The 20,875-nt window shown below is 70.6% G+C and carries 9 protein-coding genes; 4 read left to right on the forward strand and 5 right to left on the reverse strand.

Features of this window, described 5'->3' with window-relative positions; all coding sequences use genetic code 11:
- Positions 1-339: 339 nt before the first annotated feature.
- Positions 340-2,079, reverse strand: a complete 1,740-nt coding sequence (gene ctaD, locus CJ179_RS22185) for a cytochrome c oxidase subunit I (RefSeq protein ID WP_095862917.1) — start codon at positions 2,077-2,079, stop codon at positions 340-342.
- Positions 2,080-2,255: 176 nt separating this feature from the next.
- The gene (gene leuA / locus CJ179_RS22190; protein WP_095862918.1) at positions 2,256-4,064 is read right to left on the reverse strand and encodes a 2-isopropylmalate synthase; all 1,809 of its coding nucleotides are present in this window, start codon (positions 4,062-4,064) and stop codon (positions 2,256-2,258) included.
- 203 nt (positions 4,065-4,267) lie between these two features.
- Here leuA and CJ179_RS22195 point away from each other — a divergent pair, with 203 nt between their 5' ends.
- A complete protein-coding gene (locus CJ179_RS22195) occupies positions 4,268-5,290 on the forward strand; it encodes a hypothetical protein (RefSeq protein ID WP_095862919.1) in 1,023 nt (340 codons plus the stop codon).
- A gap of 1 nt (position 5,291) precedes the next feature.
- Positions 5,292-5,642 (forward strand): hypothetical protein, encoded by a 351-nt coding sequence (locus CJ179_RS22200; protein WP_072938185.1) that lies wholly within the window; start codon positions 5,292-5,294, stop codon positions 5,640-5,642.
- Between the two features lie 90 nt (positions 5,643-5,732).
- Here CJ179_RS22200 and CJ179_RS22205 read toward each other — a convergent pair whose 3' ends face one another.
- From CJ179_RS22205 to CJ179_RS22215, 3 genes are all read right to left on the reverse strand, one after another.
- Entirely contained in the window at positions 5,733-6,698 is a 966-nt protein-coding gene (locus CJ179_RS22205; protein WP_095862920.1) for a pirin family protein, read from the reverse strand.
- 152 nt (positions 6,699-6,850) lie between these two features.
- Positions 6,851-7,264, reverse strand: a complete 414-nt coding sequence (locus CJ179_RS22210; protein ID WP_072938179.1) for a DUF732 domain-containing protein — start codon at positions 7,262-7,264, stop codon at positions 6,851-6,853.
- A gap of 94 nt (positions 7,265-7,358) precedes the next feature.
- Positions 7,359-17,942, reverse strand: a complete 10,584-nt coding sequence (locus CJ179_RS22215) for a type I polyketide synthase (protein ID WP_095862921.1) — start codon at positions 17,940-17,942, stop codon at positions 7,359-7,361.
- A 348-nt stretch (positions 17,943-18,290) separates the two neighbouring features.
- Here CJ179_RS22215 and CJ179_RS22220 point away from each other — a divergent pair, with 348 nt between their 5' ends.
- Positions 18,291-19,079, forward strand: a complete 789-nt coding sequence (locus CJ179_RS22220; RefSeq protein WP_072938174.1) for a putative protein N(5)-glutamine methyltransferase — start codon at positions 18,291-18,293, stop codon at positions 19,077-19,079.
- Positions 19,080-19,275: 196 nt separating this feature from the next.
- The gene (locus tag CJ179_RS22225) at positions 19,276-20,841 is read left to right on the forward strand and encodes an FUSC family protein (RefSeq protein ID WP_257015702.1); all 1,566 of its coding nucleotides are present in this window, start codon (positions 19,276-19,278) and stop codon (positions 20,839-20,841) included.
- Positions 20,842-20,875: the final 34 nt, after the last annotated feature.

Below are 20,875 nucleotides of genomic sequence, written 5' to 3' on the forward strand. Positions count from 1 at the left end.
GGGTGCCGCCTTCGCGGACACGTGCACCCCTGCACAACCCACTTGACTACCTCCAGGGGCGCCCCGAACGCGATCGTCGGACCTGCGTCGTTGCAGGGCCGATGCTCGGGGAATGCGAGCATAACGTCGAAAATATGTACCCGCGCGTAACTTCTGCGGGGCCCCGATCGGCTTGTCAAGTCTTCAAGGACTTGCGTGTCGACCCTACGAGAGAGTAAGAAGGCCGGAATTCCGTCGAACTGGGCGTCCTTCGGCGAGTTGTCTGCAACCCGTTGTCACAGAGTCGGTTTCGTCCGGTTTTTCGAGATGTTCTCGCAGACGGGAACTTTCACACGGAAGTTACTGAGGGTTCACCTTCGGTTCGACGGCCGCGGGTTCGGTCGCGTGCGCCACCGCGCCCCGCAGGCCCACGTGCGCCTCGCGGTGCATCCGGTCGACCATGTGCGGATAGTGCAGTTCGAACGCCGGCCGCTCGGAGCGGATGCGCGGCAACTCCGTGAAGTTGTGCCGCGGCGGCGGGCAGCTGGTCGCCCACTCGAGGGAATTGCCGAAACCCCACGGGTCGTCCACCGTCACCACCTCGCCGTACCGGTAGCTCTTGAAGACGTTCCAGACGAACGGCACCGTCGACGCGCCGAGGACGAACGCGAACACCGTGGACACCGAGTTGAGGACGGTGAAGCCGTCCGAGGGCAGGTAGTCGGCGTAGCGGCGCGGCATCCCCTCCGCGCCGAGCCAGTGCTGGACGAGGAACGTGCCGTGGAACCCGGTGAACGTCGTCCAGAAGTGCCACTTGCCGAGGCGTTCGTCGAGCATGCGTCCGGTCATCTTCGGGAACCAGAAGTAGATGCCGGCGTAGGTGGCGAAGACGATCGTGCCGAACAGCACGTAGTGGAAGTGGGCGATGACGAAGTAGCTGTCCGTGACGTGGAAGTCCAGCGGCGGGCTCGCGAGGATGACGCCGGTGAGGCCGCCGAAGATGAACGTGATGAGGAAGCCGAGCGAGAACAGCATGGGGGTCTCGAACGTCAGCTGACCCTTCCACATGGTGCCGACCCAGTTGAAGATCTTCACCCCGGTGGGCACCGCGATCAGGAACGTCATGAACGAGAAGAACGGCAGCAGCACCGCGCCGGTCGCGTACATGTGGTGCGCCCACACGGCGATCGACAGGGCCGCGATGGCGATCGTCGCGTAGACGAGCCCGTTGTACCCGAACACCGGCTTGCGGCTGAACACCGGGAAGACCTCCGTGACGATGCCGAAGAACGGCAGCGCCACGATGTACACCTCCGGGTGGCCGAAGAACCAGAACAGGTGCTGCCACAGCAGCACGCCGCCGGTCGCCGGGTCGTACAGGTTCCCGCCCAGGTGCCGGTCGACGAACAGACCCATCAGCGCGGCCGTGAGGATCGGGAACGCGACCAGGATCAGGATGCTGGTGACGAAGATGTTCCACGTGAAGATCGGCATCCGGAACATCGTCATGCCCGGCGCCCGCAGGCAGATGACGGTGGTGATCATGTTGACCCCGCCGAGGATGGTGCCGAGGCCGGACAGCGCCAGCCCCATGATCCACAGGTCGGCGCCGACGCCTGGCGAGTGCAGCGCGCTCGTCAGCGGCGAGTACGCCGTCCAGCCGAAGTCCGCGGCACCGCCCGGGGTGACGAAGCCCGCGATCGCGATGGTCCCGCCGAACAGGAACGCCCAGTAACTGAATGCGTTGAGGCGGGGAAACGCGACGTCGGGAGCACCGATCTGCAGCGGCAGGATGTAGTTGGCGAACCCGAACACGATCGGCGTCGCATACAGCAGCAGCATGATCGTGCCGTGCATCGTGAACAGCTGGTTGTACTGCTCGTTCGACAGGAACTGCAGACCCGGGACGGCCAGTTCGCCGCGGATCAGCAGCGCCATCAGACCGCCGGCCATGAAGAAGGCGAACGACGTGATCAGGTACAGAATCCCCAGGTCCTTGGGATCCGTCGTCGTGATCATCTTGTAGAAGAAGCTGCCCTTGGCGCGGCGCCGGGCCGGATACGGACGGACCGGACGATGCTGTTGAAATGCCAGATTCACGACGCCCCCCGAGGGGTCCGAGGCGGTTCGGGTCCGGTGTGGACTCCGTTACCAGGGTAGTCACCCGGTGCCCGGAGAGCGCCATTTTCCGAGGGCCTGAAAATGAGCGGCCCCGGAAACGACGCTGCCGCAGGTGCACGTGATGCGCGCCTGCGGCAGCGGTGGTGCGGCAGCGGTCAGTGCGCCCGGTTGACCGCCGAGACGACGGCGCGCAGCGACGCGGTGGTGATCGACGTCGCGATGCCGACACCCCAGACCACGGTGTTCCGACCGTCGGGAGCGGTCACCGCGCACTCGACGTACGCGGCCGCCTGGGCGTCGTCGCCCGCCGACATGGCGTGCTCCGAGTAGTCGAGGACGCGCACGTCGAAGTCGATCGTGGCGAGCGCGTCGACGAACGCGGCGAGCGGGCCGTTGCCCGAACCCGAGATCTCGTGCTCCTTGCCGTCGACCTTCACCGTCGCGGTGATGGAGTCGGTGCCGCCGTCCTCCTCGGCCGCGGTGACCTTCTGCTTCATCCGCTCGAGCGGCGTGATCGGAGCCAGGTACTCCTCGTGGAAGACGTCCCACATCTCCTTGGGCGACACCTCCCCGCCCTCGCCGTCGGTGATCCGCTGGACGGCCTGCGAGAACTCGATCTGCAGGCGACGCGGCAGCACCAGCCCGTGATCGGCCTTCATGATGTACGCGACGCCGCCCTTGCCGGACTGCGAGTTCACGCGGATCACGGCCTCGTACGTGCGGCCCACGTCCTTCGGGTCGATCGGCAGGTAGGGGACCGCCCACAGGATGTCGTCGACGTCCGCGTCCTGCGAGTCGGCGTCGAACTTCATCGCGTCGAGACCCTTGTTGATCGCGTCCTGGTGGCTGCCGGAGAACGCGGTGTACACGAGGTCGCCGCCGTACGGGTGGCGCTCGTGGACGGGCAGCTGGTTGCAGTACTCGACGGTGCGGCGGATCTCGTCGATGTTCGAGAAGTCGATCTGCGGGTCGACGCCCCGGGTGAACATGTTGAGTCCGAGCGTGACCAGGCAGACGTTGCCGGTGCGCTCGCCGTTACCGAACAGGCAGCCCTCGATGCGGTCGGCCCCGGCCTGGTAACCCAGTTCGGCGGCGGCCACGCCGGTGCCGCGGTCGTTGTGCGGGTGCAGCGACAGGATGACCGAGTCGCGGCGGGCCAGGTTGCGGTGCATCCACTCGATGGAGTCGGCGTACACGTTCGGCGTCGCCATCTCCACGGTGGCGGGCAGGTTCAGGATCACCGGGTTCTGCGGCGTCGGCTGCAGCACCTCGGTGACGGCGTCGCACACCTCCTTGGCGTACTCGAGTTCCGTGCCGGTGTACGACTCGGGGGAGTACTCCCAGCGCCACTGCGTGTCCGGGTAGTTCTTCGCCTCTTCGAGGGCCAGGGTCGCCGCGTCCGTCGCGATCTTCTTGATCACCTCGCGGTCGGCCTTGAACACCACCCGGCGCTGCAGGACGGACGTCGAATTGTAGAAGTGGACGATCACCTTGTTCGCGCCCTCACAGGCCTCGAACGTGCGCTTGATCAGCTCCGGCCGGGACTGCGTGAGCACCTGAATGGTGACGTCGTCCGGAATCGCGCCGTCTTCGATGATCTCGCGGACGAAGTCGAAATCCGTCTGGCTCGCCGACGGGAAGCCGACCTCGATCTCCTTGTACCCCATCCGCACCAGCAGTTCGAACATGCGGCGCTTGCGGGCGGGGCTCATCGGGTCGATCAGTGCCTGGTTGCCGTCACGGAGATCGACGGCGCACCACTGCGGGGCGCGGTCGATGATCTTGTCGGGCCACGTGCGATCCGGCAGCGACACCGGCTCCACTTCCTCGGAGAAGGAGCGGTAGCGGAACGTCGGCATCGACGAATTCTTCTGCGTGTTCCATTCCGGCTGATCGGAGGGAGCAGGCTTGGACGGCGGCGTGATGGTGCGCGATCCGGAGGTAAAGGCGTCAGCGGGGGACATGGGATTGATCTCCAGGTTCGATGTGGACTTTCTGAGTCCAACGGCTGTGTCGACCGGCGCACGCGAAACCCCGCGACGGGAAGCCAGTCTGGATCAGACCCCGTCGCGGCAACCAAGGAGGAGTGCGCGCTGCATACTCAGCACTGTACTCCGGGCACCATCGTTCGCGTGCCGGGGTTCGAAGTCCGAGTGAGGAGAGAGCGGTGGGCCGCAGCGCGACGGTGGTATCACCGCTGGTGGCCGCCACTTTTGCGATGCTGCTGGTGTCGTGTTCCGGCGTCGTCGCGGGGGCGCCGAGCGTCGCCGGGACAGGCGAGCCGATCTACGGCCTGCCGGTCAGCGAGCACACCCGCGCGGAGTTGGCCGTCGCCGCCGCGGCCCGCGACCTCGCCCCGTGCGGACTGCTCGACCGCGATCTGATCGCGTCGTTCGGGCAGGTCACCGCGTACGGGCCCGTCGGCGACCTGTCGACCTGCCACGCCGAACTGGTGCCTGCCCGCGGCACACCCGCCAACCCCGTCTGGGTCGAGGTGACGGTGGGTGAACGCGAACCCACGGAGCGCACCGGTGCGGGGGAGGCGACGTCGGGAATCGAGGTGCGTCCCGCTGCCGGCGCACTCCCGGGCACGTGCACCCTGTACTTCTCGCTGCCGCCGGTCCCGGGCGCGGCGGACGACGCGCCGGGGCGCTGGGGGCACGTGGCGTATCTCGACGGGGCGGGCGGGACGGGCGACTCCGCGGCGGGCGACGACTGCGCCGAGGCGCGTACGGTGCTCGGCTCGGTCGTGGGCAGGCTGGGGTCCCCGGTGTCTGGTCCGTCGGATATTACTCTCGCGCAACAGGATCCGTGCCGGGTGGTCGAGAAGCTGCCCGGACGGGGCGTCGAGACGTTCACCCCCGGCAGCCGCCCCTACGAATGCCTCCTGACACTCCGCGGCGGCGCCGAGGCGTCCGTGCAACTGGCGCTGTCGCCGGAACCGTCGCAGGCCGGCGGACCCGAAACGGTCGAACTCGACGACAAGCCGTTCACCTACTTCCGGGACGCGATCGAATGCCACTACTACTTCTATCCGGGGGCCGTGTTCGACACGAACGTGCCGTCGAGCCCGGTGAGCGAACGGGACAAAATCGGCAACCGGCTGACGGCGTCCGTCGCGGCGTCCGCACCTAGCTGCGACGACGCGGAAACGCTGGTGCTCGCCGCGACCGAAGTGTTCGACTACTGAGATGAACACACAGGTCGATGTCGCCCGGGCCTATCTGGACGCGTTGCTCAGCCACGACGGCAACTCGGTGCCCATCGAACCCCGGGCCGTGCGGTACGAGATGGGGCTGAAGACGGCATTCTCCGGAAATCACCTGCGCCGAAGCCTGTCCGGCGGCCCCCAGTACCGGGTGATCCGGTCGATCCGCGACTGCGTGTGGACGGTCGACGGCGACGACGTCACCGTCGACTACCTCCTGGACGCCGGACTCCTCGGCCGCACCCTCGCGACGGTCCGGGTAGTCGAGACGTTCCGGATCCCGCCACACGACCTGCGCATCCACCGCATCGACGCGAAGATCCGGCGACCCTGACCGGTCGCACCCTGAGCGGTTGTCGCGCTGGGACTTCCGGTACGTGAGTGGCAAAGTGTGCTCGCGCGCGCTTTGCCGCTCACGTACCCGTCAGGCGAGCGTCTCGTGCGCTGCGGGAACGGAACCCAGGCGACCGGCCTGGAAGTCCTCGAACGCCTGCAGCACCTCGGCCTTGGTGTTCATGACGAACGGTCCGGCCATCGCGACGGGCTCGCGGATCGGCTTGCCGCCGAGGACGAACACCTCGAACGACTTGGTCCGCGAATCCTGCGTGTCGGCCGCGGCGATCGTCAGGGTGTCACCGCGTCCGAAGACGGCCGTCTGACCCATGCGGATCGGACGGCGCTCCGACCCGACGAGCCCCTCGCCCGCGAGGACGTAGGCGAGCGCGTTGAACTCGGGGTTCCACGGCAGCGTCAGGCTCGCGCCCGGCGCGACCGTCGCGTGGACGAGGCTGATCGGCGTGTAGGTGGAACCGGGACCGTGGTGACCGTCCACGTCGCCGGCGATCACGCGAACGAGAGCGCCGCCGTCGGACGAGGACAGCAGGGCCACCTTCGCGCCGGTGATGTCCTGGTAGCGGGGTGCGGCCATCTTGTTGTCGCGCGGCAGGTTCACCCACAGTTGGACGCCGTGGAACAGGCCACCGCTCGTCACCAGATGCTCGGGCGGGGTCTCGATGTGCAGGATGCCGCCACCCGCGGTCATCCACTGGGTGTCGCCGCCACCGATGGTTCCGCCGCCGCCGTTGGAATCCTGGTGCTCCATGATGCCGTCGATCATGTAGGTGACGGTCTCGAAGCCGCGGTGCGGATGCCACGGGGTGCCCTTGGGTTCACCGGGTGCGTAGTCGACCTCGCCCATCTGGTCCATGTGGATGAACGGGTCGAGGGCCGGCAGGTCGATGCCGGCGAACGCGCGGCGCACCGGGAACCCTTCACCCTCGTACCCGACGGGTGCGGTGGTGAGCGAACGGACCGGGCGGTCGACGGCGCCGGGGGCAGGTGCGTCGATACGCGGCAGGGCAAGGATGTTGTCGACCGTCACGGCTGGCATGGGGTGTCTCCTCGTACTCAGGTAATTGATTGTTCAACTACTGCATGGTGTGTAACACCCGCTGCGTCCAGGTATTCCCACAGGGCGGCTCCGCCGCCCGTGCGTGGCCGGCGAGCGCAGAGACTCGTTAACCACGCACGGGCGCGAAGCGCCTAGTTGAGGACGTTCTCGTGGTCCGGGCAGTACCGCGTGATCGCGCCGATGATGTACGGGTAGACGCCGTCGTTGGTGAGCATCGGCGTCCACTCCTCACGCACCTGGTCGAGCGGTTTGCCCGCGTCGAGGGCGGTGCAGATCTCGCCGGCCTGATGGACCGCCAGGTCGTCGTCGGTGACGGTCTGGTTGTTCGCGCGCAGGTAGGCCAGATAGTCGGCGGCCGTCTGCGGGTCGTCGGCGACCGCGAACACTCGGCTGCCGGGCGCGGTGGCGGCGGTCGTCCGCGCCGCCACGGACGCCGAGGCGGACGTGGTCTCGGATGCTGCGGTGTCGGTGTCGCCACCACCGCAGGCGGTGAGGAGTGCCGCGGAGCAGACGGTGAGGGCGGTCAGAGCAAGGGTGCGGCGCATGGGGCGTGTGATTCCTTTCGAGGCCTGTGACGGCGACGATCGTATCGCCTGCGGTGCCGGTGTTCCCGGTGGCGATCACCCACGCTGTTCCCGCTCAGAGACCGCGATCGATCAGGTCCAGGATCTCCTCACTCGTCGCGGCATGAATCTTGTCGACCGCGGCGGCATGCGCGTCGTCGGACGTTCCGACCTCGGCGAGGAGGCTTCCGAGGCGGTGCGCGATGGCCGACCGCGCCTCGGCGTCGTCGCCGAGTTCGGCGATGGTGGCGCGAAGCCGGTCGACGTCGGCGAGCGCCACCGACATCGGATCCGGAACGAGTTCCGAGCGCAGGAACTCGGCGACGGCCCGCGGACTCGGGTGGTCGAACACCATGGTCGGCGGCAACCGCAGCCCTGTAGCGGCGCCGAGATGGTTGCGGAGCGCGACGGCCGCGAGTGAATCGAAGCCGAGTTCCTTGAACGCCTGGTCGGGGTCCACGGAGTCCGACGCGTCGTAGCCGAGCACGGTGGCGGCCCCGCCCCGCACGAGGTCGAGCATCAGGTGCCGCTGTTCGGGGATCGACAGGTCGGCGAGTCGCTGCGACCAGTCCGACGGCCCCGACCCGTTCGGCCCGGTCATGACCGAGTCCGATCCCGCGGCGTGGGGGCGCGACTCCCGGATCAGGCCCCGCAGCGGTGGGGGAACGTACGGTGCGGCCGAACCGGAGTGGTCGAACCGCGCGGCCGCGACGGTGGGGGCACCGGCGGCCAGCGCGCTGTCGAACAGCGCCAGGCCGTCGGCTGCGGGCATGGGAACCATCCCGCTGAGGCGGGCGCGGGCGAGGTCGATGGCACCGAGGTTGTCGGTCATGGCGCTGGGTGTCGCCCACATGCCCCACGCGATCGAGAGTCCGGGCAGCCCGAGGGCGTGCCGGTGGTGGGCGAGGGCGTCGAGGAACATGTTCGCGGCCGCATAGTTCGCCTGCCCGGGAGCGCCGAGGACGCCGGCGAGTGAGGAGAACACGACGAACGCCCGCAGGTCGCTGTCCGCGGTCAACCGGTGCAGGTGCCAGGCCGCGTCGACCTTCGGCCGCAGGACCGTGTCGAGTCGCTCGGGCGTCAGCGACGCCAGGGTGCCGTCGTCGATCACTCCTGCCGCGTGGATCACCGCCGTCAGTGGATGCTCGGACGGTATTCCCGCCAGCAACCCGGCGACTGCCGACTCGCCCGCGGTGTCGCAGGCGACGATGCTCACCTCGGCGCCCAGATCGCCCAGTTCGCGGCGCAACCGGTCGCTGCCCTCGGCGCCGGGTCCGCGCCTGCTGGTCAGCAGCAGGTGTCGTACCCCGTGCTCGGTCACCAGGTGGTGGGCGACCAGAGACCCGACCGTGCCGGTGCCGCCGGTGACCAGCACCGTGCCGCCGGGATCGAACGGGGTCGGTTCGTCGACGGCGGGCATGCGCCGCAACCGCGGTGCACAGAGGGTGCCGTTCCGGGCCGCCACCTGCGGTTCCCCGCTCGCCAGTGCCGACGTGATCGCGGCCTCGGCGTCCGATGCGTCGTCGAGGTCGATCAGCACGAACCGGTCCGGGTTCTCGTTCTGGGCGGAGCCCACCAGGCCCCACACGGCCGCGGCCGCGAGGTCGGGGCGAGCGTCGTGGTCCTGCCCGTCGTCGGTGACCATGGCGTTGCGGGTCACGATCACGAGCGGGTTGTCGGCGAACGTGTCGTCGTCCTGCCACTCCTGCAGCAGTCGCAGCACCCGCGCGCACAGTTCGTGGGTCGCGTCCGGACCGTGGTCGCCGTCGGTCGCGCACCCGACCAGCACCGTCCACGGACGCCGGTCGTCTTCGTCCGGCCCGGACTCCATCGCCGTCCGCAACGCCTCCAGGTCGGGACACCCCGGGAACGTCGAACCGGTGCCCGGGTCGCCGAACCCGTCGGCGCCGAGGACGACCACCGGTCCGCGAGGCTCGGACGGCGCGACCTCCACCCGGATCCAGGCGGTCCGGTGCAGTCGCAGCGACGCCGGACGACCCCCGTCGTCCGCCCGCTGCACCACGCGCAGCGCATCGACGGTCAGCACCGGTTCACCGGCGGGGTCGACGGCGGCGACGCGGTGCCTCCCGTCGTCGCCGGGCGTGAACCGGGCGGTCACCGCGTCGGCACCGACGGTGTGCAGACGGATTCCAGACCACGTCAGGGGCCAGCCGTCCCACCCGAGGAGGGGTTCGATCGCGGCCTGCAGCAGCACCGGGTGGATGCCGAACCCACTCGTGTCGACGCCGTCCCCGAGCCGCACCTCGGTCTCGGTGTCGCCCGGATCCTGTTGCGGCACTTGGGCCGACGAGCCGGCGACGTCGTCGATTGTCGCCGACGCGTTCCGAACCCAGCTGTCCGGGCTGTCGGGGTCACCCGACTTCGACGAGACGGTGACGCTGCGAGCCCCGGTGGTGCCCGGCGGCGACACGAGCACCCGGATCGAGGCCAGCCCCGACGTCGGGAGGACGAGCGGGTGGTGCAGGGTGAGTTCGTCGATGTGGTCGAGACCGACGTGGTGGGCCGCGTGCAGGGCGAGCTCGACCGGCACCGCGGGCAGCACGGTCTTCGCGTCGCCGTGGTCGGGTACCGGGGTGTCGCCGTCGTCGACCGACGGTGACACGAGCCAGGGATCCCGGTGCAGCGACAGTTGTCCCGTGAACAGGGTCGCATCGTCGTCGAGGGTCACCGCGGCACCGAGCAGCGGATGATCGGACGGGGTCAGCCCCAGTTCGGTCGGATCGCCGGTGTTCCGGACGGCCGCCGTCGGCCAGTAGGAGCGGCGCTGGAATGCGTACGTGGGCAGGGCCACGCGGCGGCGGCCGGGCAGCACCCGATCCCAGTCGACGGTTGCGCCTTGCACGTAGGCGGCGGCGACCGCCTCGATGATCCCGTGCGCCTCGTTCTCGCGCCCGGGCAGTGTGGCGATCGTGTTCGGGACGACCTCGGCGGCGAGTGCCGCCAGGGTCGCGCCGGGACCGACCTCGACGAGGCGGGTGACGCCGAGTTCGTCGAGGGCGCGAATGCCGTCGTGGAACCGCACCGTGTGCCGGATGTGCCGGGTCCAGTACTCCGGGGACACGAGTTCCTCGGCGGCGGCGACGCGTCCGGTGACGTTGGAGACGACCGGGATCTTCGGCGGCTGCGCCGTCAGCTTGGACAGCACGGCGGTGAACTGGTCGAGGATGGGATCCATCAGGGTCGAGTGGAAGGCCCGTTCGACCCGCAGGCTCGTGGTCTTCAGTCCGGCGGCGGACAGTTCGGCGGCGACGGCGTGCACGTCGCGTTCGCCGCCGGCGAGGACGACGGATTCGGCGCCGTTGACGGCCGCGAGATCGACGCGGCCGTCGATCCGCGGCAGGATGTCCTCCTCGCGTGCCCGGACGGCGATCATCAGACCCGGTTTGGTGGACTGCATCAACCGTCCCCGGTCACCGACCAGGGCAGCCGCATCGGGCAGGCTGAAGACACCCGCGACGTGGGCCGCGGTGATCTCGCCGATCGAATGGCCGATCAGGTAGTCGGGGGTGATGCCCCACTCCCGCAGCAGCCGATACAGCGCGACCTCGATCGCGAACAGGGCCGGCTGGGTGTATTCGGTGCTGTCGAGCTTCGCGCCGTCGTCCTCGTCCCAGATGACCTGCCGTACCGGCGTTTCCACATGCTCGTCGAGGACGGAGCAGACCTCGTCCAGTGCCGTCGCGAACACCGGGTAGGTGTCGTAGAGGCCGCGGCCCATGCCGATGCGCTGCGCGCCCTGGCCGGTGAACATGAACGCCGTCTTGCCGCGGGCGCTCGTCCCGGTGACGACGTTGCCGCCGGGACGCTCCGTGACGATGCGGGCGAGGCCGTCGCGCAGGTCGTCCAGCGTTTGCCCGATCACCGCGGCGCGGTGCGTGAAACCGGATCGGGTGGTGGCCAGCGAGTAGGCGAGGTCGGCCGGGTCCGGGAGTTCGGTCTCGCTCGTGTCGAGGAATTCCGCCAACCGGGTGGCCTGCGCGCGCAGTGCGTCGCCGGTCTTCCCTGAGAGCACCCACACCAGTGGCGACGCCGACGGCGGCGAGGCCTCCGGCACCACGTCCTCGGGTGGCTGTTCGAGGATCATGTGCGAATTGGTGCCGCTGATCCCGAAGGACGACACGGCCGCCCGCCGGGGCCGCCCGGTTTCCGGCCACGCAACCGATTCGCCGAGCAGCGACACCTCGCCCGCGGTCCAGTCGACGTGCCGGGTGGGGACGTCGCCGTGCAGGCTCGGGGGCAGCACCCCGTGCCGCATCGCCATCACCATCTTGATCACGCCGGCGACGCCCGCCGCCGCCTGGGAATGGCCGATGTTCGACTTGACGGAACCGAGCCAGAGCGGCCTGCCCTCCCGGCCCTGCCCGTACGCGGCGAGCAGCGCCTGCGCCTCGATCGGGTCGCCGAGCGTCGTGCCGGTGCCGTGCGCCTCCACGGCGTCGATGTCGGTGGGGCCGAGCGCGGCGTCGGCCAGAGCCTGGCGGATGACGCGTTCCTGGGACGGCCCGTTCGGGGCGGTCAACCCGTTGGACGCCCCGTCCTGGTTGACCGCGGATCCGCGGACGATCGCCAGCACCCGGTGCCCGTTGCGCCGGGCGTCGCTGAGCCGTTCCAGCACCACCATTCCCGCGCCCTCGCTGAGCCCGGTGCCGTCGGCCCGGTCGGAGAACGGCTTGCAGCGTCCGTCCGAGGCGAGCCCGCGCTGGCGGCTGAACTCGACCAGCACACCGGGTGTGGCCATCACCGTCGCCCCGCCGGCCAGCGCCAGCGCGCATTCACCGTCGCGCAGCGCCCGCGCCGCGAGATGCATGGCCACCAGCGACGACGAGCACGCCGTGTCCACCGTGACCGCGGGACCGGTGAAGCCGAGCGTGTAGGAGATCCGGCCGGACGCCACGCTGTTGCTGGTCCCGGTCATCAGATAGCCCTCGGCGTCGACGTTGCGCTGCGCCATCAGGTGGAAGCCGTAGTCGCCGCCCATCAGCCCGACGAACACACCGGTGTCGGTGAGCCCGGGCGCGGTCGGCTGGATCCCGGCCTCTTCCAGGGCTTCCCAGGCGCTCTCGAGGAGCAGCCGGTGCTGTGGGTCCATCGCGATCGCCTCGCGCGGGCTGATTCCGAAGAATGCGGCGTCGAATTCGTCTGCGTCGTAGAGGAACCCGCCCTCCTTCATGTACGTGGTGCCGGGCCGGTTCGGGTCGGGGTCGTACACCTCGTCGAGATTCCAGCCCCGGTTGTGGGGATACGCGCCCACCGCGTTGTGGCCGTCGCGGACGAGTCGCCACAGGTCCTCCGGGCTGTACACCTTGCCCGGGTAGCGGCACGCCATCCCGACGATCACGATCGGGTCGTCGTCCCGCCGGGCCCGCGTCGGGCCTGCCGGCTGCGGAGCCGCCTCGTCCCCGAGCAGGCGGGACACCAGTTCCTGGGTGAGCGCGTCCGCGGTGGGATGGTCGAACACCACCGTCGCGGCCAGACGCACACCGGTGGCGGTCGCCAGCTGATTGCGCAGTTGCACCGCGGTCAGCGAGTCGAAACCGAGTTGCTTGAAGGCACGTTCCGGGTCGATCGCCTCCTTGCCTTCGTGACCCAGCACGGCCGCCACGTGGGTGGTGACGATGTCGAGCACCCGGCTGTGCCGCTCTCCGGGGTCCAGTGCCCGCAACTCCTCGGCCAGGCCGGTCGGGGAATCGGCGGCAGCGGCGCGGCGACGACGGACCCCGAGCACCCGGCGCAGGATCGGCGGCAGCGACTCGCCCTCGGACCGGGAGGCGCGCGTCGACAGCCGGACCGGCACGATCAACGGACGATTCACGGCGAGTGCGGCGTCGAACAGCGCCAGCCCCGCCTCCGGGCTGATGGTGTCGATGCCGTTGCGCTGCAACCTGTCCAGATCGGCCGCATTCAGATGGGACGTCATCCCGCTGGGCCGGTCCCACAGCCCCCAGGCCATGGATGTCGCGGGCAGCCCGCGGGCACGGCGGTGCTGTGCGAGTGCGTCGAGGAAGACGTTCGCCGCCGCATAGTTCGCCTGTCCCGCGCCGCCGAGCACGCCCGCCGCCGAGGAGAACAGCACGAACGCCGACAGGTCGCGGTCCCGCGTGAGGTCGTGCAGATGCCAGGCGCCGTCCACCTTGGGGCGCAGAACCGCGTGCAACTGCTCCGCGCTCAGGGTGGCGGCGGTGGCGTCCTCGAGCACGCCGGCGGCGTGGATCACGCCGGACAGGTCGGGAATGCCGGCGAGCAGCGCGGCCACCGCGTCGCGGTCGGCCACGTCGCACGAGACAGCGTCGACTTCCGTTCCCGACTCGGCGAACTCGGCCCGCAGTTCGTCTTCGGCCTCGGCGTCGAGCGCGCGCCGGCCGGTCAGCACCAGCCGCCGCACCCCGTGCTGCGCGACGAGGTGCCGGGCGATCAGCCTGCCGATGGTGCCGGTGCCGCCCGTGATCAGGACGGTGCCGTCCGGGCCGAACGTGGCGGGGCCCGCGTCGGGCGCGGCCGTCGCGGGGGTCACCGCCGCGAGCATCGGCGCCAGCAACACCCCGTCCCGGACCGCCAGCTGAGGTTCGTTGCAGGCCAGGGCCATGGACAGCAGCGCGGGATCGGAGAGTTCACCGGCCGCCGCGTCCAGGTCGACCAGGGTGATGCGGTCCGGGTGCTCGTTCTGCACCGCGCCGATCAGCCCCCACGCGGGCGCGGCGGACACGTCGTCGACCGGGTCGTCGTCCCGGACCGCCACCGCGAGCCGCGTCGTGACCAGCAGGCGGGTCTCGGCCAGGCGATCGTCGCCGAGCCAGGACCGGACCGCCTGCAGCGTCGACTCCGCGGCGGCGTGCGACCGGGCCGGCACGTCCGCCTCGTCGCCCGGTGCGCGGTCGAGCCACAGCACGCGACCGTCCGGGTCGCCGCCCGCCAGCGCCTCGTCGAGCGGCAGCAGGTCCGCCGGCGAAGTGCTGGACGCACCCACCGGCATCCACTCCACCCGGTACAGGCTGTCGCGGACCCGGGCGGCGGGCACACCCGCCTCGCCGAGCGGCCGCAGCGCCAGCGACTCGGCGGTCAACACCGGTCTGCCTGCCGCGTCGTACGCGGAGACCCGGTACCGCTCGGGCCCGGTCGTGGTGACGTGCACGCGCAGGGCGGTGGCGCCCACGGCGTGCAGTTGCACCTTGTCCCAGGCGAACGGCAGCCGGATGCCGGTGTCCGCGGCTCCGAGCGCAATCAGGTGCAGCGCCGCATCGAGTACCGCCGGATGGATCCCGTACCCCGCGACCGCGGCGGCCGGATCCTCTCCGCTCAGCCGGACCTCGCCGTACAGGTCGTCGCCGCGGCGCCACGCCGCCTTCAGGCCCCGGAAGGCCGGGCCGTACTCGTAGCCGGCGTCGTCGAGCACGTCGTACAGGCCCCGCACGTCGATCGGCGTGACCTCCGCGGGCGGCCACTGCTGTTCGAGGGAGTCGGCGGTGTCCGCGGCGACCGTGAGCGTGCCGGTGGCGTGCCGGGTCCACGGCGTGTCCGGCGCGGCATCCGCGGGCCGGGAGTGCACCGACACCGTGGATCGGCCCGTCTCGCCGTCGGCGAGCACGCTCACCTGCAATGCCACCTCGCCCTCCGCGGGAATCACCAGGGGTGCCTCGATGGCGAGTTCCTCGAGCCGGCCGCACCCGACGCGGTTCCCCGCGTGCAGGGCGAGTTCCACGAAAGCCGTGCCCGGCAGGATGACGGTGCCGTCGACGCCGTGGTCGCTCAGCCAGGGAAGTCGTTGGGGCGACAGCAGTCCCGTGAACACGGCGCCCCGGCCGTCGCCGAGTTCGACCGACGCGGCGAGCATCGGATGCCCGCCCGACTCCATGCCCGTGGACGCGAAGTCGCCCTGCGGAACCGGGCTCTCCAGCCAGTAGCGGCGATGCTGGAAGGCGTACGTGGGGAGGTCCACCCACCGCTGCCGGTCGTCGTGCCGGGCCCAGCTCACCCGGTCCCACTCGACGTGCAGTCCGTGGACCTGCGCCTCGGCGAGCGCGGCGGTGAACTGCCGGAGCCCCGCGCGGTCGCGGCGGATGGTGCCGATGGCGCGGCCGGCGACGCCCGCCGAGTCGAGGGTTTCCTGCAACGCCACTGTGAGGACGGGGTGGCTGCACGACTCGACGAACAACCGGTACCCGTCCGCGGCCAGTGATCTCGTCGCCTGCTCGAACCGGACGGTCCGGCGCAGATTGCGGTACCAGTAGTCGGCGTCCAGCGCGGTGCCGTCCAGCACGCCACCGGTCACCGACGAGTAGAACGGAATCCGCGACCGGCGGGGGGTGATCGACGCGAGGACGTCGAGAATCGGCTCACGCAGTACGGACACGTCCGCGCAGTGCGAGGCGTATTCCACCGCGATCCGCCTGGCCTGGACGCCGTCGCTCTGCAACTGTGCGATCAGCAGGTCGAGGGCGTCGACGGGGCCGGAGATCACCGTCGCGGACGGACCGTTGATCGCCGCGACCTCGACGGCCCCGGCCCAGGGCTGAATCTTCTCCCGCACGAGGTCCGCGGGCAGCGTCACCGACGCCATCCCGCCGCCCCGCCGGGCCGACGCGCCGATCACCCGGCTGCGGGCCGCCACGACGAGCGCCGCGTCGGAAAGACTCAGCGCCCCCGAGACGTACGCGGCCGCGATCTCGCCCTGCGAATGCCCGACCACCGCCGCCGGTTCGACGCCGTGGGAACGCCACAGCCCGGCGAGCCCGACCATCATCGCGAACAGCGCCGGTTGCACCACGTCGACCCGGTCGAGCGCGGCAGGATCGCGGTCGCGCAGCACGTCCAGCAGCGAGAAGTTCGTGTACGGAGCCAGCGCTTCGGCGCACTCCCGCACGGTGTCGGCGAACACCGGTGACGTGTCCAGCAGTTCGGTGGCCATGCCCACCCACTGCGAACCCTGGCCGGGGAAGACGAACACCGGCCGGTCGCCGGCCTCCAGCGCCACACCGGTGACCACGTCGGCGCTGGGCGCGCCGCGGCTGAGCGCGTCGAGACCGTTCAGCAGGGCGTGGGGCTGTGCGCCGATCACGGCGGCGCGATGGTCGAACGTGGCCCGGGAACCCAGCAGGGCGCCTGCCACCGCGGCGGGCGTCAGGTCGGGGTGGCCGCTGACGTACTCGCGGAGCCGCTCGGCCTGCGCGCGCAGTGCGGGCTCGGTGTGTCCCGACACGAACCAGGCGACGACTTCGTCAGGTGGACGGGGTGGTTCGCCGAGTGAAGGCTCGACCGGCGGCGCCTCTTCCAGCACGACGTGGGCGTTGGTGCCGCTGATGCCGAACGACGAGACCGCGGCCCGGCGGGGACGGTCGGATTCGGGCCACTCCCGGTTCTCGGTGAGCAGCGACACCGCACCGGCAGACCAGTCGACGTGCGGAGTCGGCCGGTCCACGTGCAGAGTCTTCGGCAGGACACCGTGCCGCATCGCCATGATCATCTTGATCACCCCGGCGACGCCCGCGGCCGCCTGGGTGTGCCCGAGATTCGACTTCACCGAGCCGAGCCACAACGGACGGTCGGCGGGGCGCTCGCGGCCGTAAGCGGCCAGGAGGGCGGACGCCTCGATCGGGTCACCCAGTTTCGTGCCCGTGCCGTGCGCCTCGACCACGTCGACGTCGCCGGGTCCGAGCCCCGCATTCGCCAGCGCCTGCGCGATCACCCGCTCCTGAGCCTGCCGGTTCGGCGCGGTCAGGCCGTTGCTGGCGCCGTCCTGGTTCACCGCGCTGCCCCGGATGACGGCCAGGATCCGGCGGCCCTTGCGCTCCGCGTCGGACAGTCGCTCCAGCGCGACCATCCCCGCGCCCTCGCCCCACGCCGTGCCGTCCGCCGCGGCGGAGAACGCCTTGCACCGCCCGTCGCGGGCCAGCCCGCGCTGACGGCTGAACTCTACGAACACCGCGGGGGTCGCCATGACGGTCGCTCCGCCCGCCAGCGCCAGTTCGCACTCACCGCTGCGCAGCGCCTGCATGGCGAGGTGGATGGACACCAACGACGACGAGCACGCGGTGTCGACCGTGATCGCGGGTCCGTTGAGGCCGAAGCTGTACGCCACCCGGCCGGACGCGACGCTCATCGCGTTGCCGGTGATGAAGTAACCCTCCAGATCCTCGGGCGGCATGCCGCCCGCCCGCGCCGCGTAGTCGATGCCGGACAGCCCGGTGAAGACGCCGACCTGCCTGCCGTGCACCGACCGCGGGTCGATGCCGGCATGCTCGAACGTCTCCCAGCTCGTCTCGAGGAGAAGCCGCTGCTGCGGATCCATCGCCAGCGCCTCGCGCGGCGAGATGCCGAAGACCTCGGGGTCGAACCCGGCGGGGTCGTCGAGGAAACTGCCCTGCACCGTGTACGTCTTACCGGCCTGCTCGGCCTTCGGGTCGTAGAGATCCGCCAGGCCCCAGCCGCGGTCCTCGGGGAACCCGGCGACGGTGTCCGAACCCGACTCGACCAGCCGCCACAGGTCCCGCGGCGATCGCACACCGCCGGGGAACCTGCAGCCCATGCCGATGACGGCGATCGGTTCGCGGCTCACGCCCTCGACCTCACGGAGCTTCTCCCGCGCCTGATAGAGGTCCGCGGTGACGCGCTTCAGATAGTCGAGAAGCTTCGCCTGATCGGCCATACGAGGTCCTATCCGAGATCCGCCATACGTAGCGCGGAAACCTCGATTGTATCCGCCGTCACGATGCGGATGGAGCGGTCTGAGCTTCGCGCCGACGACCGATCCACCTGGTCAGCTCGGCACGCCAAGGGGATACCCACCGTCGCTCCGGTGTATGCCGATTCCGGCTGTTCGGCTTCCCGGCGACCACCGCTGTCGGTAGTGTTGCGACTCCGAGCAGGATCCGTATCGAGGAGGTGAGTCCCGTGTCCGTTCGTTCAGGTCGGGTGCTCTCACTTCGCGACCGCGCGGTCGTACCGACATAAGGTGACCGGGAGAGCGCCCATCGGCATTCCGAAAGGCTCTCCCATGCCAGTGTCTCTCTCCCCGTCCCTCGAGTTCGTCCTCGTCACGAGGCTGCGCGCCGCCGGCTGTGTGTTCGCCGAGGACGAGGCGCGCCTGATCGTCGCCGCCGCCCGGACGTCGGACGAACTCGCCTCGATGCTGGACCGCCGCGTCGCAGGCGTCCCGCTCGAACACGTCCTCGGCTGGGCCGAATTCTGCGGGCTCCGGATCGAGGTCGATCCGCGGGTGTTCGTGCCGCGGCGTCGCACCGCGTTCCTCGTCGAGCAGGCCGCCGCCCTCGCGTGCCCGCACGCGGTCGTGGTCGACCTGTGCTGCGGTTCGGGAGCGGTGGGCGCCGCGCTCGCCGACACCCTCGACGGCGTCGAGTTGTACGCGGTCGACATCGACCCTGCCGCGGTCCGGTGCGCGCGACGCAACCTCGCCGAACCGGCCCGGGTGTTCGAGGGCGACCTGTACGCACCGTTGCCGACCGCGCTGAGGGGACGCATCGACGTCCTGGTGGCCAACGCCCCCTACGTGCCCACCGACGCGATCAGGTTGATGCCGCCGGAGGCCCGGTTCCACGAGCCGCGGGTCTCACTGGACGGCGGCGCCGACGGACTCGACATCCAGCGGCGCGTCACCGCCGGGGCGCGCGACTGGCTCGCGCCGGGCGGCCATCTGCTGATCGAGACCAGCGAGAGTCAGGCCCCGCTTACCGCCGAGGCGTTCGCGGCGGCCGGGCTCACCACCCGGATCGAGACGTCCGGCGAGGTGGGCGCCACCGTCGTCGTCGGCGCCAATCCCAGGTGAGCGACCACCCCCAGGTGAGCGACCCCCAGGTGAGTGGCAAAGCGTCCCGGGGCACACTTTGTCACTCACGTGGGGAGTCGATCCGCACACGTGAGATGCACCTCATCGACTGCTTCGAGTGACGCGACCGCTCGTAGGGTGAGTGGTCGTGTCGGTAGGTGCGCAGGATCAGGGAACCGGATCGCGGGATCACGGTGTGCCGATCCCTGCGCCGGCCCCGGCACGGTCGCTGCTTCTCGGGGTGCCCAAGCTGGGTCGACGCTGGCCGGGCGTGGTCCGCGCCGGCGTGGCCGTGGGCCTGCCCGCGCTGGCGGGGGTCGCGCTCGGACATTCGGCTGTCGCGGCGACCGCCACCCTGGGTGCGTTCGCCGTCGTCTACGGCGAGGGCCGGGCGTACCGGGTGCGGTGGCGGGTGGTGTCGATCGCCGCCGCCGTGATGGTGCTCCTGGCCGGCGTCGGCGCCGCGGTCGGCGCATTCGTGCACGACGCGACGGCGGCGGGCGGGTCCGCGTTGTGGGGGATGGCGCTCGTCCTCGCGATGACCGTGGTCGTCGCCGTCTGCGCGTTCGTCGTCGACGGACTGCGACTCGGCGCGCCGGGCGCCTTCCTTCCGCTGCTCACCGTGGAGATCTCGTCCGCGCTGCCTGCGCTCGGTGTCTCCGTGGCGGAGGTGACGGCCTGGGCGGCGGCCGGGGCGGTGTCGGCGTTGCTCGTGTCGATGTCGGGGCGGATCGTTCGTCCCCGCACCCCCGAGCGTGCCGCGGTCGCGACTGCGGTCGCCGCAGTCGACACCGCACTCTCCGACGGGTCCTCGCCCGGTTCCCGGCGGGACGCGGTGCGGTCGCTGCACGCCGCCTGGCAATGCCTCCACGACGCCGCCCTCGTCGGCGGTGATCACCCGCTGACCCGCACGTTGCGCGCGGCGCACCTGCGCTGTGCGGCGACGGTGGACGGTGTCGACGCGGACCACGCGTCGGATGTCGACGACCTGCGGCCGCAGGTCCCGCTGCCGCGGCCGTCGATCCGCTATCGGCTCGGCCGGGCTTCGCATCTGCGGGGCCGGTCCTGGACGATCGTCGCGCGACTGCTGGTCGCGTGCCCCGCGGCCGGTCTCCTCGCGCTGGGGTTCGGTGTCGGCAGGCCCGACTGGGCGGTGATCACCGCGGCGATGATCCTGCACCAGGGACCGGACCGGGTGCTGGGGACGTACCGCGGGCTGCACCGGTTCTTCGGAACGGTGCTCGGACTGGTGGTGCTCGCCGTGCTGTCGTCGCTCGACCTGTCGGCGGCGGTGCTGGTCCTCGTGGTGGCGGGTCTGATGGCGGGGATCGAGGCGTTCCTCGTCCGCAATTACGGGCTGGCGATGGTGTTCATCACCCCGCTCGCCCTGGTGCTCGGTAGCCGCGGCACGCACGTGGACCTGATGACCGTGTCCCGCGACCGGCTCGTCGAGACCGTGCTCGGTGTCGCGGTGGCGCTGGTGGTGTTGTGGACCGTGCTCCCTGGTTCGTACCGGCGGATCCTGAGCGACGCGGACGAGCAGGTGGCCGCGACGATCGGGCGACTCGGCGACGCCCGGGAACCGGGTGCCGTCGCCGAACTCTGCCGGGACCTCGAGTTCGATCTGCACGCATCGACGACCGCCGCGATCACCGCCGCCCACACCGACCCGGCGTGGACCCGCGACCGGTGGCGCGAGCACCACCATCTGCACGAGCTCGGGTACCGAATCCTCAACCGGCACTTCGGACCTCGTCTTTAGCCGGTCGTCGCCGGATTCCCGCTGTTAGGGTTCG

It is taken from the genome of Rhodococcus sp. ACS1, from assembly GCF_002300155.1.
Classification (GTDB): domain Bacteria; phylum Actinomycetota; class Actinomycetes; order Mycobacteriales; family Mycobacteriaceae; genus Rhodococcus_F; species Rhodococcus_F koreensis.

Bases quoted from the DNA above. Each gene is read 5' to 3' on its own strand.
- leuA (WP_095862918.1), bottom strand. From the start codon at position 4,064: ATGTCCCCCGCTGACGCCTTTACCTCCGGATCGCGCACCATCACGCCG.
- CJ179_RS22200 (WP_072938185.1), top strand. From the start codon at position 5,292: ATGAACACACAGGTCGATGTCGCCCGGGCCTATCTGGACGCGTTGCTC.
- CJ179_RS22205 (WP_095862920.1), bottom strand. From the start codon at position 6,698: ATGCCAGCCGTGACGGTCGACAACATCCTTGCCCTGCCGCGTATCGAC.
- CJ179_RS22210 (WP_072938179.1), bottom strand. From the start codon at position 7,264: ATGCGCCGCACCCTTGCTCTGACCGCCCTCACCGTCTGCTCCGCGGCA.
- CJ179_RS22215 (WP_095862921.1), bottom strand. From the start codon at position 17,942: ATGGCCGATCAGGCGAAGCTTCTCGACTATCTGAAGCGCGTCACCGCG.
- CJ179_RS22220 (WP_072938174.1), top strand. From the start codon at position 18,291: ATGCCAGTGTCTCTCTCCCCGTCCCTCGAGTTCGTCCTCGTCACGAGG.